Here is a 14516-nt window from a genome sequence, read left to right on the forward strand (position 1 = left end):
GGCATTCGTCAAAAAAGCTGCCTGCATGTGCAATTGAGAATTTGAATGTCGAGCGTTCGCAGGGGACTGATATTTTCAAGTTTTGAGCGCTATAGCGTCCTCTTACTGGGGATGTCGACGACCATTGTAACGGCCCGCCTCCTGACCCCGGCGGATTTTGGTATCGCGGTCATCGGCCTAGCAATCTTCGGATTGATCGACATCTTCCGAGATTTCGGCAGCGGCACCTACATTATTCAAGTCGATGATCCGACACCGGAACGCGTACAGTCCGTTTTCACCGTTACGCTGATGCTCGCGCTTCCGCTTTTTCTGTTGACCTATTTCTTCGCCGGAACAATCGCAAAATTCTATGGTCTGCCGGGTCTCGAATCCTATTTGCATGTCACCGCGTTTTGCTTGCTGACGTCATCATTCTGTTCTCCGGCTTACGCGTTGTTGAACCGAAATCTTCAGTTCGACAAACTGACGATCCTGAGCCTGACGACCAGTTCCTTGAATGCCGTCGTAACGATCCTGCTGGCGCTCGCTGGCTTCAGCTATATGAGCTATGCTTGGGCACAGCTCGTATCGACGGTCATATATTTTGGGCTTTGCCTGATGTGGGGCCCGAAGTTTCCAATTTACAGGTTTTCGCTTTCGGAATGGCGGCCTGTCGTCAGGTATGGGGTGTATGATAGCGCCCGGGCGCTGTTGTTGCACCTTGGCGATGCCGCTCCTTTTCTTGCCTTCGGAAAGACACTCGGCGCAGCGTCTCTCGGTATCTATCAGCGCGCGTTGTCGATCAGCCGGCTGGCAGACAAAACGTTATTGTCTGGCTTCGCTCCCGTTCTCCAACCAGCCTTCTCCAAACACTCGCGCGAGGGGCGCGATCTCGGCAAGAGTTTCCTGTTGGGTATTGAGCATGTGACCGTGCTTCTATGGCCCGCATTGGTTGGAGTGGTCCTCCTCGCTCATCCGTTGGTCATGATTTTGCTGGGGGCGCAGTGGAGTAGCACCGTTCCGATCATCCAGGTGCTGGCGATGTCGTCGATGATTTGCTTCCCGCTCAGTTTGTGTCGTCCCGCTCTCATTGCCGCCGGAGGAGTTCGCGAGACAGCTATTCTAGCAATCCTGACTGTGCCTGTCGTTGTTGCCGTGCAGATCGCAGCTTCTTTTTGGGGGCTGATGGCCGTCGCTTGGAGCTTTGTTTTGACGAATATGTATACAGTCGCGGTCTCACTTCATTTCGTCAGTAAACACATCTCATTGCCTCAAAACGACGTTCTACGTGCTTTGAAAAAAAGTTTTATCGTAACCCTCGTGAGCGCAGTACCTTTGATACTCGCGGCAATCATTGCGGACGGAGCGGAGCAAATGCCATTGGCGATCGGCGTCGGCGCGGCCATTCTCTCGGCCATCTCGTGGTTCTTCGCGATCCATTTGACGGGCCATCCCATTAAAAATGAGATAGATCGCTTGTTGGATGCCGCAGCTGCGGTCTTGTTTTCACCAGCGACAGTGCAAAATTTGAAAGCTGTCAGGTTGGCTGTGGTCTCGCGGACATCCGTGAGAAAAGAGTAATCCAAGGATAGCCGGCCAGATGGGCGTCGTCGGATCAACAGCGGTAGTGATTGCAGCCAAGAACGCCTCGGCGACCGCGGCTTACGCCGTCAGTTCGGCTTTGCGCCAGTCATTGGCCGGAGAAGTCATTTTCGTCGACGACGGATCGCGTGATGATACCGCAGCTGTTGCCGCGTCCGCCGATGATGGATCGGGCCGGCTGAAGATTTTGCGCCTCGAGCAGAATGTCGGGCCGTCCAGAGCCCGCAACATAGCAATCGAGTCCTCGACGTCGCCGTTCATTTGTATCCTGGATGCCGACGATTACATGGCGCCGGATCGTCTTGAGCGGCTGTTTTCAGCGGGAGGAGACGACTGGGATTTCCTCGCCGACGATCTGTTCTTCACGGCTGATTACCGCGGCGAAAGCATCCTCGATAGGCTGTTGCCGAAGGCGACAAAACTGCCGCTTCAGCTCAGCCTAGATGCCTTTCTGGCTGGGAATATCTCACGCAAGGATCGTGTTCGCCGCGAACTGGGGTTTCTGAAACCCGTCATGCGGAGAGAGTTTCTGCAGACGCATGCCCTGCGGTATGACGAACGGCTGCGCCTGGGCGAAGATTTGATCCTGTATGCCCATGCACTCCGCCGCAACGCGCGATTTAAGCTGGTTGCGGGCTGCGGTTATTTCGCGGTCGAACACCCCACGTCGTTGAGCGGCTCCCATCGCACCCGGGACATCGCCGAACTCTATCGCGCCCTGACGGAACTCGACGCTGCATTGGGGCACGATGGGTACGCGCCCTCGCTCGAAAGATTGTTAGTTTCAACTCGGAACAATAGGGACTTCCGGATTTTGTTGGATGCCAAGCGCGAGCATGGGCTTGTGGGAGCGCTTGGCGCTATCTCGAAGTCACTTGCAAGCGTCCCCTATATGGCTCGCGAAGTCGCCGAGGCAAAGCTCAGTGCAATAAAGCGAAAGCTGAGCGCCTCGCCCTAGGCCACCCTCAGTTAAGGCGACCCAAATCGAATGACGCTCATGCCGGCCACGACGAGGGCCGGCCCGTGCCGTTGTGAAGTGTTCGGCAATAGGCGGTCCTACGAAAACTTCGCGCTCACGACGCCGAGAGGCGGCTGTCCGACGATTCGCATGCGCGATGCGACGTCCTCAAGTTCCGCCAAGCTTGTCTGCCATATTTCGGCAACGATGACGACGCCTTCGACGGCCTTCGTGACGACTTCGGTGTCCGATCCAGATGGGAGATGCACGAAAATATTTTCGTATGACCCGCTCAGGCTTTTGATGAGTTCGCTCAGTTTCGCGACACGCGGGAGGGTCCAGAATCCCGCCGCCTCTGTCTTGTTGATCAGAAGCAAGGAGAGGGCGGGTTCGATGTCGTACTGCACGATAGCCGCTTCCGGTTCTGCTCGGCCTTCTATCACGTCCTTCAGATCGAACTGGAGATCGCCGACCAGCGAGGCTGCAAGATTTGTACGGCCAGGCTCCGTCTCGATCAGCAAAGTCCTCTTGCCAGCGCGCGCATTGAGAAGCGCAACGTTGCTGCAAACGGCGGCGTCGTCGATTGCCTTGGAAATTCCGAAGATGCCTATAGCTACCGCACCCCTCGCATTGGCGGCATCATTGATGGCGGCCGCGGTCTTGACGAGTTGTCGGGCGTCTGGCGATTGCGGATGGCTTACGACGATTAGGGCGTTTCGCTTTCGTCGCTGCCGCCGGCCGAGGTGCCTTCCAATGATGGGTAGCCGCGAACGCCATCGCGTATCGTCGATTTCACCAAGAAGGGGCGCTCCGATATGCCTCATAAGCTGGTTGGAGGACCGCACACGCTCGTTCAGAACAGACATGGCCAGCGCCCCTCCGGCGCCTAGAATGCCGCCAAAGATGAGAGAGCCGAGAAGAGTCAGCGTGCCTTTTGGGCTGCTTTTACGTTTTGGCGGCTGGGCTCGAGTGATGAGACGAGCGGACGTCGAAGGGTAGGACTGGCGCTGAACGGTGTCCGTGTAGGCGCGAAGGTAGCTCTCATAGATCTTCTGATAGGTAAGCGCGCGGGAGTCGAGCTCTTCGAGCGTCGGAGCCTCCTGAGGCGTCGTCGCCCGCTGATTATCCTTCGGCACCGGTTTGGGAGCGCTGTCTCCCGTTGCGGGGCTTGCCGGAGCTGTCGGTTTGGGCAGAAAATCTAGTCCGAGATTGCTGTCGCTGGATGTGGGACGGTCAGCCAAGCGGTAATCGCGGCGAGCCTTGAATTCCTGCACGTCGATAGCGGCTTCATTCATCAGTCGGCGGATTTCTTCGATGCGCGCCTCGAGCCAAAGGCTGTTGCGCCGAGCCGCGCTTGCGCGCCCGTCGATCTTGTCCTGGACGTAAGCATCTCCAAGTGTATTGACGATCTCTGCAGCCTTTTTCGGATCCGGATCTCTGTAGGAAAGCTCCAGAACATAGGAAAGTCCGACACGCTTGACGCCCAGATTGGATTGGATGGTGAGCTCGATCTGGCGCAGCTTTTCCGCTTCTTGAGCCGGCGTTGGCGGCGGGGGAGCGCCAAACAGAAGCCGTGACAGCCAGCCCCGCTCGCTGGTGCTGGCCGGAGGGGGCGGAGGAGTTTTGTCGGCTGCGTCTGCTTTCGCATCACCTTTGAGCAGTGTTTTCGCGACGCGCCCGACAATCTGTTCCGAATTGAGAACGGCAATCTCGCTTTCGATCTGCGGTGTATCAAGAGAAACCACCGCCTCCGGCGTCATAATGGTTGGTCCGGAAGCCTGATTGGTCTCGATCAAAAGCTGAGCCGTCGCCATGTATGTTGGCGTGGCCGTCAAGACATAAAGCAGACCTAATATTGCGCACGCGATTGAAGCGCTTGCGATGAAAGGCCAGAAATGCTTGAAAAATGAGATGACGTCAGCGATCGAGAGAAGCTCGCCATGTCGAATGCCGTCGTCATCCTGATGAATGTCCGCATTTTGAACGCTGCGCAAATTATCGAAACGCACCAGAGCGACTCCTGACCCAATCCGTATGTTCGAGCCAATATGACATGACGGTTGGTGTGTATCTTATGAAAATTTGCGCAATACCTGATGTCAGACGGTGACGCAGACTTTGACCATTTATTCGCTGTACGGAATAAAGATATCTTAAATTTTTAAGCGACGGCCTTATGGTGATCCGGGACGCAAATTTTCTGCTACGTTAAGTTTAGATTTCGAGGTCTTTTTTAAATCTTCAGGAGATAGATATTCGGCCACGACGGCCTAACCCGTCGAAAGGTCAGTTAATGAAGTATTGCCAAATTGGGAACAGGAAATGCCGATCGACGGATCTGTGCGGCTGGGGGTGGACGTTAAAATTTATCACCCCGATCAGGTCAATCTTTACGGATGCACAATCGGCAATGGCACGAGAATTGGATCGTTCGTCGAGATTCAGAAAAATGCCGTTGTTGGGGACCGGTGCAAAATTTCGTCCCACAGTTTCATTTGTGAGGGTGTCGAAATCGAAGACGAGGTGTTCATAGGCCATGGCGTGATGTTTACCAATGACCTCTATCCCCGAGCGGCAAACCCCGACGGGAGTCCGCAAAGTGAGGCGGATTGGACGGTCATTAAGACACTCGTCAGGAAAGGAGCAAGTATCGGTAGCAACGCAACGATCCTTCCGGGCGTGACAATCGGATATGGCGCGCTTGTTGGCGCCGGTGCCGTGGTTGCGAAGGACGTGCCGGACCATACGATCGTGGCAGGGCCTGCCGCGACCATCGTTCGGAAATGTGATTGAGAGTTTTTCGCTTTCTGCTTCGGCAGGAGCGGGGGTGTCTTGTTAGCGGGTGGCGTGAGTACGATGATTGGTATCGGCGTAATCGGGTATGGCTATTGGGGGCCAAACCTCGTTAGAAATTTTGCGGAGCTTTCGCGGGCTAAGCTCGTTGGCGTTTCAGACCTTGACAGCAAGCGACTTGCCTTAGTCGCCGCGCGTTTTCCAGGTGTTCACACTACAACTGATTATCATGAGCTGCTTCGCGACCCGAAGATTGACGCGATTATTATCGCTACTCCGGTCTCAACGCACTTTCCCATTGCAATGGCGGCCTTGAAGGCCGGAAAGCATGTCTGGCTCGCCAAGCCGATGACGGAAACGTCAATGCAGGCCGCGCAACTTGTGGAGGTCGCTGCAAAGCGCAATCTCGTTTTGCTGGTCGATCACACGTTCGTCTACACCGGCTCGATCCGGAAGGTCGGCGAGGTCGTGCGCTCGGCCGATATGGGACAGTTGTTCTATTATGACTCGATCCGGGTCAACCTCGGCCTCTTCCAGCGTGACGTGAACGTCATTTCTGATTTGGCCGCGCACGACTTCGCAATTCTCGACTACCTGCTCGACGAAAAACCCATTGCGGTGACGGCGGCGGGTTCGAACCATTTTCCCGGCTCGCCAGAAAATCTCGCGTACGTCACGCTATTCTATAACTCCGGCATGATCGCCCACGCCAATGTCAGCTGGCTTGCCCCCGTGAAGGTCCGTCAGATTCTGATCGGCGGAAGCAGCAAAATGATCACTTACAATGATCTCGAGCCGAGTGAGAAAGTCAAAATTTACGACAAGGGCGTCAGCTTCACGGACGATCCAGGACAGATCCAGGAAATGCGCGTCGGCTACCGCATGGGCGACATGTGGGCACCCAAACTGGACAGTAAGGAAGCTTTGAGCGTCGAGGGCGAACATTTCCTCGACTGTATCGAAAAGCAGCAAAAACCTATTTCAGACGGCCAATCCGGAGAGCGTGTCGTTTCGCTCATAGAGGCGGCAACCAGTTCCATGCGCGGCCGTGGCGAAACCATTTACATTCATCGGTAGGCTTTGATGATCCCGTTCGTAGACCTCAAGACCCAATTTCATTCTATCAAGCCGGAGATCATGAGTGCGATCGAAGGCGTTCTCGAAAGCTGTCAGTTTACGCTCGGCAAAGAAGTCGCAACTCTCGAAAACGAGTTCGCGACTTACTCAGGCAACAGCATCGGCTGCGGCGTGAACAGTGGTACGAGTGCCCTTCATCTGGCGCTCCTGGCGGCAGGCGTTGGTCCTGGCGACGAAGTCATCACCGTGCCGTTCACATTCGTCGCAACCGTCTCGGCGATCCATTATGCCGGCGCGAAGACCGTGTTCGTTGATATCGATCCGCTGACCTACACCATGGCGCCGGACGCGATCGAAGCTGCAATTACGCCGCGGACGAAAGCAATCATGCCGGTCCATCTCTATGGCCAGCCCGCCGATATGGATCCGATCAACGCGATCGCGAAGAAACATGGCCTCGTCGTTATCGAAGACGCCGCTCAGGCGCATGGCGCGGAATATAAAGGCCGCCGCGTAGGCAGCCTCGGTGATCTTGCGTGCTTCAGCTTCTACCCGGGCAAGAATCTCGGCGCGTACGGTGAAGCCGGCATGGTCGTCACGGGAAACGAGAATTATGCACGCACGGTCCGCATGTTGCGAGACTGGGGCGCGGAAAAAAAATATCAGCATGAGCTCAAGGGCTTCAACTATCGCATGGAAGGCGTCCAGGGTGCCGTTCTTCGTGTGAAGTTACGCTATCTCGAAGGTTGGACGGAGAACCGTCGCGCGGCCGCTGAGCGCTATCGAGATCTGCTTCAGGGCAGCCCCTATGCGCCGCCGCATGAGCGCAACGATGCACGTCACGTTTATCACGTTTACGCCATCAGGACGAAGTCGCGTGCGGCGCTGCAAAGCTGGATGGAGTCCAAAGGCGTGCAGACGGGCATTCATTACCCGACGCCCGTTCATTTGCTGCCCGCGTTCCGGGATCTAGGATACGAGGCAGGTCAATTCCCTTACGCCGAAGCGGCCGCTGCCGAGGTCCTTTCGCTTCCGATGTATCCGGAGCTGAAGCCTGAAGCGCAGAAAGCCGTCGTCGATGCTCTTCTTGCATTTCCAGGATAATAGCGCCGTAATAACTTTGGGGATGGATAGGACAAGGCCATGTTGATCGAAGGTTCAAGAATACTCGTAACGGGCGGTTGCGGTCTCGTCGGCTCGACGACAATTGATCTTCTTCTCCAGCATCACAAACCCGAGAAGATTATTATTCTCGACAACCTGGAACGCGGCACCATCGGCAATGTCGACGGTGCGTTACGTGACCCCCGCGTCGAACTCGTCAAAGGCGATATTCGCGATATTGCCACCGTCCAGCGAGTGACGGATGGCATGGACGCCGTCATCCACATGGCAACGCTGCGTATTACGGCCTGTGCCGAGCAGCCGCGCGCCGCGCTGGAGACGATGTGCGACGGCTCCTACAATGTTCTCGAAGCGGCCGTCGCAAAGGGCGTCAAGAAATTCGTCACTGCCTCGTCGGCTTCAATTTATGGTTTGGCCGATGTCTTTCCGACCAAGGAAGACCATCACCCGTACAACAACCGGACCTGGTACGGCGCGAGCAAGATCATGCTCGAAGGCTTGCTTCGGTCGTTCAACGATATGTATGGGCTGCCGTACGTCGCGCTGCGCTACTTCAACGTCTACGGTCCGCGCATGGACATCTACGGCAAATATACCGAGGTACTGATCCGCTGGATGGAACGCATCGAAGCCGGTCAACCACCGTTGATCTTTGGTGACGGTAAGCAGACGATGGACTTCGTCTATATCGACGACGTTGCCCGCAGCAATATCCTGGCGCTGCAGTCTGATAAGTCCGATAATGTCTACAATGTCGCCAGCGGCACCGAGACGTCGCTGAACGATCTTGCCTATGCGCTGCTCCGCGTTATGGGTTCGAACATGCAGCCGGAATATGGTCCCGAGCGCAAGGTGAACCCGGTATCCCGCCGCCTTGCCGACACGACAGCCGCCGAAAGAGATCTCGGCTTCACGGCCGAGGTCGATCTCGACGAAGGGCTGCGCCGCCTCGTGAACTGGTGGCAGATGAAACGTAAGAGCGCCGCATGATCCCGATCATGCGCCCGATCATGGATGAGCGCGAGGCGGACGCCGTCCGCCGCGTCATCCTGAGCGGATGGACGACACAAGGCCCAGAAGTTGCAGCCTTCGAAAAAGAGTTTGCGGCGTTCGTCGGCGCGCCGCACGCTTGTGCTGTGTCGAGTTGCACGACGGCACTTCATCTTGCGCTGCTCGCTCTTGGCGTAGGCGAGGGCGATGAAATCATCACCGTCAGTCACACCTTTGTCGCGACTGCCAACGCCGTCCGCTATTGCGGCGCGACGCCGGTCTTCGTCGATATTGAGGAAACTGGCTTCAACATCGATCCAGAACTGATCGAAGCCGCGATCACACCGAAGACGCGTGGGATCATCTGCGTGCATCAGATCGGAATGCCGTGCAATCTCGAAGCAATCGCCGCCGTTGCCTCCGCTCACGGTTTGCCTGTCATCGAGGATGCAGCCTGCGGCATCGGCAGCGAGATCAATTGGAAGGGCAATTGGGAGCGGATCGGCAGACCGCACGGCGACATTGCCTGTTTTTCGTTTCATCCGCGCAAGATCATGAACACCGGCGACGGCGGCATGATCACCACCGCCAATCCGGAATGGGATGCGAAATTTCGCCTGCTGCGCCAGCACGGCATGAGCGTACCCGATACGGTGCGGCACGGCTCCGCTCAGGTCATTTTCGAAAGCTATCCGACCGTTGGATACAACTATCGCATGACCGACATTCAAGCCGCGATCGGCCGCGAGCAGTTGAAGCGCGTGCCTGAAGTTGTCGCCGCTCGCCGCGCGCTTGCAGACCGCTACACGGCACTATTTAGCGACAATTCCGGGATTAACGCACCGGTTGAACCGGCATATGCGCGCAGCAACTGGCAGAGCTATTGTGTCCGCCTGCCTGATGGACTCGATCAGAAAGCGGTAATGCAATCGATGCTCGACGCGGGAATTTCAACTCGTCGCGGCATCATGTGCATTCATCGCGAAGCCTCTTACTCCGGCGCCGCGAACACGGTTCTGCCGCGCTCGGAAGCCGCCCAAGATCAATGCATCATTCTGCCATTGTACCCGCAAATGACGCATGCAGAGCAAGATCAAGTCATCACAACCTTGAAGCAATCCTGCACCGTAAACGTATGAGTTTTCTATCGACTGATACCATTGTTCCATCCGGCGCGCCGCCGAAAGGCGGACGGTCGCCAGGCTATGACTTGCGGCCTAGCCGTGGGCTGTTCGATCTAGAACTCGGTGATGTCTGGCGCGCGCGCGAGCTTCTGTTCGTCTTGATGATGCGCGACGTGCAGGTGCTTTATCGCCAAGCCATACTCGGCGTCGCTTGGGCGATCATTCAGCCGGTCTTCGCCGTCATAATTTTCACTATCATCTTCGGCCACTTCGCCAGAATTGCTTCCGATGGCCTGCCGTATTCAGTCTTCGCATTCGCAGGCGTTTTGATCTGGACGTATTTTTCAGAGTCCGTTCGCCGCAGCGCAACTGCGCTCGTCACCGATGCCGAACTCGTGCGCAAAATCTACTTTCCGCGGCTTATCATTCCGCTCGGAAGCGTCATTGCACCCTTGATCGAATTCTCGATTGGCTTTGTCATTCTGCTTCTGCTGATGTTCTGGCACGGGCTTTATCCGTCTTGGCATATACTCGCCATTCCACCGCTTCTGCTGGTGGCCGGCGCTCTGGCGCTGTCAATGGGACTTTGGCTTGGCCCGCTTAACGTGCGCTTTCGCGACATCAAGCACACGCTGCCGTTCATGCTGCAGATCTGGATGTATGCATCGCCCATCGTCTATCCGCCGAGCATCGTGCCGCCAGAATGGCGTTGGGCCTATTCGCTCAATCCTATGGTCGGCGTCATCGACGGTTTTCGCTGGGCCGTCTTCGGTCAGGGCCAGTTGAACCTCGATACCTTGGGCATCAGCGTGGTGATAATCGCCGCCCTTCTGGTCAGCGGCTTGGTCTTCTTCAAACGCCAGGAGCGCGTCTTCGCGGACGTCATATGACGACGAATGATATTGCCATTCGCGCGTGCGGCCTCGGTAAACGCTACCGGCGGGGACAGCGCAACAAAAGTAACTCGTTCCGCGAAGTCCTCGTGGATGGCGCAAAGTCGTTGTTCGCACCACGTGCGAAAGCGGATGACGATAGGCCTTCGCCCGACTTCTGGGCGCTTCGCAACGCGACGTTCGACATAGAACGCGGTGAAAACGTCGGCATCATCGGGCTGAACGGCGCTGGCAAGAGCACACTTTTAAAGATTCTATCGCGCATTACCACGCCGACCGAGGGTACGGGGCGCGTCGAAGGGCGCCTTGGTGCACTTCTCGAAGTCGGCACCGGCTTCCATCAGGAACTGACCGGCCGCGAGAATGTTTTTCTTTACGGCTCGATCCTCGGCATGTCGCGCGAAGAAATCGCCCGCAAGTTCGACGCCATCGTCGCCTTTTCCGAGATCGCTGATTTCATCGACACGCCGGTTAAGCGCTATTCGAGCGGCATGTACGTCCGTCTAGCGTTTTCGGTCGCTGCCCACCTTGATCCGGACATTCTTCTTCTCGACGAGGTTCTGGCCGTCGGTGATTTTACGTTCCAGCGCAAATGCATCGACTTTGCACACGAGCTTGAAAGGAAGGGCGCGACCATCCTGTTCGTGTCGCACAACATGTTCTCGATCAAGTCGATGTGCCAGCGCGTTATCTATCTGCGGCACGGCGAGGTCGTGTTCGACGGGCCAACCGACGACGGATTAAAGCTTTATGAGGCCGATTGCCGTCTCGCCGTTGCGCCCTGGTTCCACCCGGATCCGGATGCACCCGCCATCGACATCACCGATATCGAGCTCATCGGCGAAGGCGGCGAGCGCAAGCAGATGTTCGATTTCGGCGAGCGCATGACAATTCGTGTACATTACGACGCCAAGGATCCAATCAAAGATCCAGACATACGCATCGGCATCAATCGCTCGGACGAAGTTCATTGCTGCACGTTCAGCAGTGTCGCTGACGATGTCGGCTTGAGCGTACTCTCAGGCCCCGGTGAAATAGAGCTGACGACGCCGCCGATCAAGCTCGTCTCCGATCTATACACGCTGACGATTGCGGTTCGTGAGAAGAAATTCGGCCGCTTGGTTGTCGCGCGCATCGGAGAAACATTTCACGTCCGCCACCCCATCTTCGCGTCGAATGCATTTGGCGTCATGCATGAGCGTGGGGAATGGCAGCACTCGGGTGCAAAAGTCGTGGGTAAGATTGGGCCGCAGCGATGCGCATAGAAAACGTGGCTCCTACTGCCGATGAACATGGCGCATCGCCGTCGTCGCCCGGCGCGGATCGGCATGCGCAGAATGCGGACCGCCAGATCGCGCGCATGAAGAGCAATTACGCTATCTTCGATTCGTATGTCGCGAAGGCGCAGAAAAGCCTTGAGCAGGGAAATCTCGAAACGGCTGGCGGCTACGCGTTGATGGGAGCCTGGGTTGCGGCCCATATGCATTGCGGCTTCTTTGCGAGCCCGCGAATTGAGCGCATTCTGAATAAAATAGGTCGTCAAATTCCGTCTTCTCTGCCTACTACGGACAGAGCAGGGCGACCGGAGCAGGTGAAGCGCGTTCTCCATGTCAGCGGCGAAATCACCGCTGTAGGAGGGCTCGCGACGATGTTGCGGCGCTGGATTGAAAGCGATCCAGGCCGTGAACACTCGGTCGCCCTGACCCAGCAGTACGATCAACCAAGCGCCTTGATCACGGCGGCCGTTTCGCGCGCAGGCGGCAGTATTCATCTGCTCAGCCGTGCCGGCGGGCTGGCCGCCAAGGTAACAAAGCTGAGGCAGCTCGCAAGCGAGCACGATCTCATCGTCCTGCATATACCGAATTCGGACGTCGTTGCCCCGATCGCCTTCGCCGAGCCGAAGCGCTTTCCGCCTGTCCTTTTTCTCAATCATTCAGATCACATGTTCTGGATCGGATCGACGATCAGCCAAGTCGTCGGCAGCATGCGGAAAGCAGCTCTCGATATCTGCGAAAAGCGCCGTTACGTTGAAAAGAAGCGTAGCGTATTGCTTCCGATCCTCGTCAGTCCCACTGCGCGGACGAAGGACAGGGAGGCGGCGAAGGCGGCGTTGGGCCTCGATCCTTCGGCGCTGCTTCTCATCTCCGTTGCGCGGGCACAGAAATACCGAACGATCGGTGGTGTTTCGTACGCGGATACGCACTCGGAGTTGCTCAAAAGGTTCCCGAATGCATTGTTGATGGTCGTCGGCGGCGGCGAGCGGCCGGATTGGGCGGATGCGAGCGCAGCCGTTGGCGGTCGTATTCAATCACTGACACCGCGTGATCCGAAACCCTATTTTGAAGCCGCGGACATCTATCTGGATTCCTTCCCGTTCTGCTCAGCGACATCAATGATGGAAGCTGCGGGGTATGGGCTGCCTTGTGTTTCTCGTTTCGTGCTGGCCCCCGAGGCGCGAATTTGCGGCATGGATCATCCCGGCCTCGCGGGGCCACTGGTTGAATCGACAAACGACCAAGATTATATCGCAAGCCTCGAACGATTGATGTCGGATCCGAAGCTGCGCGCGCGCATCGGTGAAGCGACCGAGAAATCCGTGCTGGACGCCAATGTCTCACCCGGCTGGAATAAATACCTCGAAGCTGCGGTTGCGCGCGCACTTGAATTACCTCCTGTCGATCTCGAAGCCATTCTCAGCGGCGACTTCACCGAGAAGCTGAACTTCGGCGAGCCTGACACGCGCCTCGAGGATATCTACGGCTTCGCGCCGCCCCAGGCTGCGATCTTGCGCCATCATCTCGGGCTGTTTCCGTTGTCTGAGCGCCTGAAGCTTTGGATTGATGTAGCGAGAGCGCGAGCGTTTCTCGGATGGAAGGACGCCGTAAAGGGGCTCTTCCGCGAAAGCTTGGTTTTCAAGTTGAAGGATACGCGCGCGGTGGCATTGTCGGTGTGGAGGCCAAGCCAGTGAGCGAGGTCGCCATTATCATCCCGTATTATCAGCGCGAACCAGGAATCCTTCGCACCGCAATTCGGTCCATTTATGCGCAGGACATCCCGCTGGGCGTGACCGTCCGCGTCGTGATCGTAGACGATCAATCGCCAGTGCCCCCCGAACCAGAATTCGCAGCTTTTTCGCATTCGGAAATCTCCGTTGAAGTCGTCAAGCGTGAGAACGGCGGCCCGGCGAAAGCACGAAATACCGGCTTGGACACAGTCAGGCATGCAGACGTCGTAGCGTTTTTGGATTCCGACGATTTCTGGGACCCTCACCATCTTGCAAAGGGACTCGCTGCACTCGCGCAGGGCGCGGAGTTTTATTTCGCGAACAACTTCTACGAGGACAAGCGCACCTGGTTCGATGGGCTCGAAGGCATCGACGCGCTTAAGGCCGAATCAAGACTCGGGGATGACGGCATTTATCACATCTCCGGAGCCGGCATTATGCCGTTTATGCTTCAGGACTGTCTCGCACACACATCGACCGTGATGTTCGACAACCGCATCCACGGCGCAATGCGTTTCGATGAAGATCTCGCCTTTGCCGGAGAGGACTATCTCTTCTGGCTAACACTGTCGTCCAAGGCGAAAGACGTCGCGTTTTCCGCAGCGCCGATGGCTGCTCGGGGCAGAGGAATGGACCTTTACCGCGGGGCGCTCGATTGGAACCGTCCGGAGTGCATCCGCAGACTTTTTTACGCGCTCTTGCTTCATAAGAAAGTTCGGGAGCGGTTCTGCACGACGAGTGCATCCAAAAGCGTGATCGACGCTAAGATCGTCAAGCTGCGTCAAGGCATAATCTATCTTCTGATCCGCAACGGTCTTGTCCATCGCCGTATCAGCGGATGGATCATTCGCGAGCTTGCACGCAAGGATCGTCGGTTCTGGGTCGAGTTTCCTCGGAACGCTTACCAGACGATCTCAGGTAAGTTGCGCGGAAACTTCGAATTTCCGATCGGATAGCAATCGAGTTAG

Annotated in this window: 12 protein-coding genes; 11 read left to right on the forward strand and 1 reads right to left on the reverse strand. The window is 56.7% G+C overall.

The features are described 5' to 3' along the window. Positions 1-45 precede the first annotated feature (45 nt). Both RLW55_RS12230 and RLW55_RS12235 read left to right on the forward strand, forming a co-directional pair. Positions 46-1563 carry a lipopolysaccharide biosynthesis protein gene (locus RLW55_RS12230; RefSeq protein WP_423414334.1) on the forward strand — a complete coding sequence of 506 codons (1518 nt, stop codon included), beginning with the start codon at positions 46-48 and terminating at the stop codon, positions 1561-1563. Between the two features lie 19 nt (positions 1564-1582). Continuing rightward, positions 1583-2542: a glycosyltransferase family 2 protein gene (locus tag RLW55_RS12235; RefSeq protein WP_423414335.1), complete on the forward strand. Its 960-nt coding sequence runs from the start codon at positions 1583-1585 to the stop codon at positions 2540-2542. Positions 2543-2640: 98 nt separating this feature from the next. On the opposite strand, the gene RLW55_RS12240 is transcribed toward RLW55_RS12235, so the two are convergent. Beyond that, entirely contained in the window at positions 2641-4551 is a 1911-nt protein-coding gene (locus RLW55_RS12240; protein ID WP_423414336.1) for an exopolysaccharide transport family protein, read from the reverse strand. Positions 4552-4864: 313 nt separating this feature from the next. On the opposite strand from RLW55_RS12240, the gene RLW55_RS12245 reads away from it, so the two are divergent. The 9 genes from RLW55_RS12245 to RLW55_RS12285 all read left to right on the forward strand — a co-directional run bounded on the left by RLW55_RS12245 (position 4865) and on the right by RLW55_RS12285 (position 14504). After that, a complete protein-coding gene (locus RLW55_RS12245) occupies positions 4865-5335 on the forward strand; it encodes an acyltransferase (RefSeq protein WP_409560541.1) in 471 nt (156 codons plus the stop codon). A 63-nt stretch (positions 5336-5398) separates the two neighbouring features. After that, the gene (locus tag RLW55_RS12250) at positions 5399-6412 is read left to right on the forward strand and encodes a Gfo/Idh/MocA family protein (RefSeq protein ID WP_423416415.1); all 1014 of its coding nucleotides are present in this window, start codon (positions 5399-5401) and stop codon (positions 6410-6412) included. Between the two features lie 6 nt (positions 6413-6418). Continuing rightward, the gene (locus RLW55_RS12255) at positions 6419-7516 is read left to right on the forward strand and encodes a DegT/DnrJ/EryC1/StrS family aminotransferase (RefSeq protein ID WP_409560540.1); all 1098 of its coding nucleotides are present in this window, start codon (positions 6419-6421) and stop codon (positions 7514-7516) included. 45 nt (positions 7517-7561) lie between these two features. Continuing rightward, the gene (locus tag RLW55_RS12260; protein WP_409563279.1) at positions 7562-8527 is read left to right on the forward strand and encodes an NAD-dependent epimerase/dehydratase family protein; all 966 of its coding nucleotides are present in this window, start codon (positions 7562-7564) and stop codon (positions 8525-8527) included. Next, positions 8524-9666 (forward strand): DegT/DnrJ/EryC1/StrS family aminotransferase, encoded by a 1143-nt coding sequence (locus tag RLW55_RS12265; RefSeq protein WP_409560539.1) that lies wholly within the window; start codon positions 8524-8526, stop codon positions 9664-9666. The genes RLW55_RS12260 and RLW55_RS12265 overlap by 4 nt, the downstream gene beginning before the upstream one ends. A 71-nt stretch (positions 9667-9737) precedes the next feature. After that, a complete protein-coding gene (locus tag RLW55_RS12270; RefSeq protein ID WP_423414337.1) occupies positions 9738-10541 on the forward strand; it encodes an ABC transporter permease in 804 nt (267 codons plus the stop codon). Next, complete coding sequence (locus RLW55_RS12275) at positions 10538-11809, forward strand: ABC transporter ATP-binding protein (protein WP_423414338.1); 1272 nt, start codon at positions 10538-10540, stop codon at positions 11807-11809. The genes RLW55_RS12270 and RLW55_RS12275 overlap by 4 nt, the downstream gene beginning before the upstream one ends. Next, positions 11800-13512, forward strand: coding sequence for a glycosyl transferase family 1 (locus RLW55_RS12280; protein ID WP_423414339.1), 1713 nt, complete (start codon positions 11800-11802; stop codon positions 13510-13512). The genes RLW55_RS12275 and RLW55_RS12280 overlap by 10 nt, the downstream gene beginning before the upstream one ends. Further along, the gene (locus RLW55_RS12285) at positions 13509-14504 is read left to right on the forward strand and encodes a glycosyltransferase family A protein (RefSeq protein ID WP_414463176.1); all 996 of its coding nucleotides are present in this window, start codon (positions 13509-13511) and stop codon (positions 14502-14504) included. The genes RLW55_RS12280 and RLW55_RS12285 overlap by 4 nt, the downstream gene beginning before the upstream one ends. Positions 14505-14516 lie beyond the last annotated feature (12 nt).

Source organism: Hyphomicrobium sp. B1, assembly GCF_049532635.1.
Classification (GTDB): domain Bacteria; phylum Pseudomonadota; class Alphaproteobacteria; order Rhizobiales; family Hyphomicrobiaceae; genus Hyphomicrobium_B.

Bases quoted from the DNA above. Each gene is read 5' to 3' on its own strand.
- RLW55_RS12275 (WP_423414338.1), top strand. From the start codon at position 10,538: ATGACGACGAATGATATTGCCATTCGCGCGTGCGGCCTCGGTAAACGC.
- RLW55_RS12235 (WP_423414335.1), top strand. From the start codon at position 1,583: ATGGGCGTCGTCGGATCAACAGCGGTAGTGATTGCAGCCAAGAACGCC.
- RLW55_RS12250 (WP_423416415.1), top strand. From the start codon at position 5,399: ATGATTGGTATCGGCGTAATCGGGTATGGCTATTGGGGGCCAAACCTC.
- RLW55_RS12245 (WP_409560541.1), top strand. From the start codon at position 4,865: ATGCCGATCGACGGATCTGTGCGGCTGGGGGTGGACGTTAAAATTTAT.
- RLW55_RS12255 (WP_409560540.1), top strand. From the start codon at position 6,419: ATGATCCCGTTCGTAGACCTCAAGACCCAATTTCATTCTATCAAGCCG.
- RLW55_RS12230 (WP_423414334.1), top strand. From the start codon at position 46: ATGTCGAGCGTTCGCAGGGGACTGATATTTTCAAGTTTTGAGCGCTAT.
- RLW55_RS12265 (WP_409560539.1), top strand. From the start codon at position 8,524: ATGATCCCGATCATGCGCCCGATCATGGATGAGCGCGAGGCGGACGCC.
- RLW55_RS12280 (WP_423414339.1), top strand. From the start codon at position 11,800: ATGCGCATAGAAAACGTGGCTCCTACTGCCGATGAACATGGCGCATCG.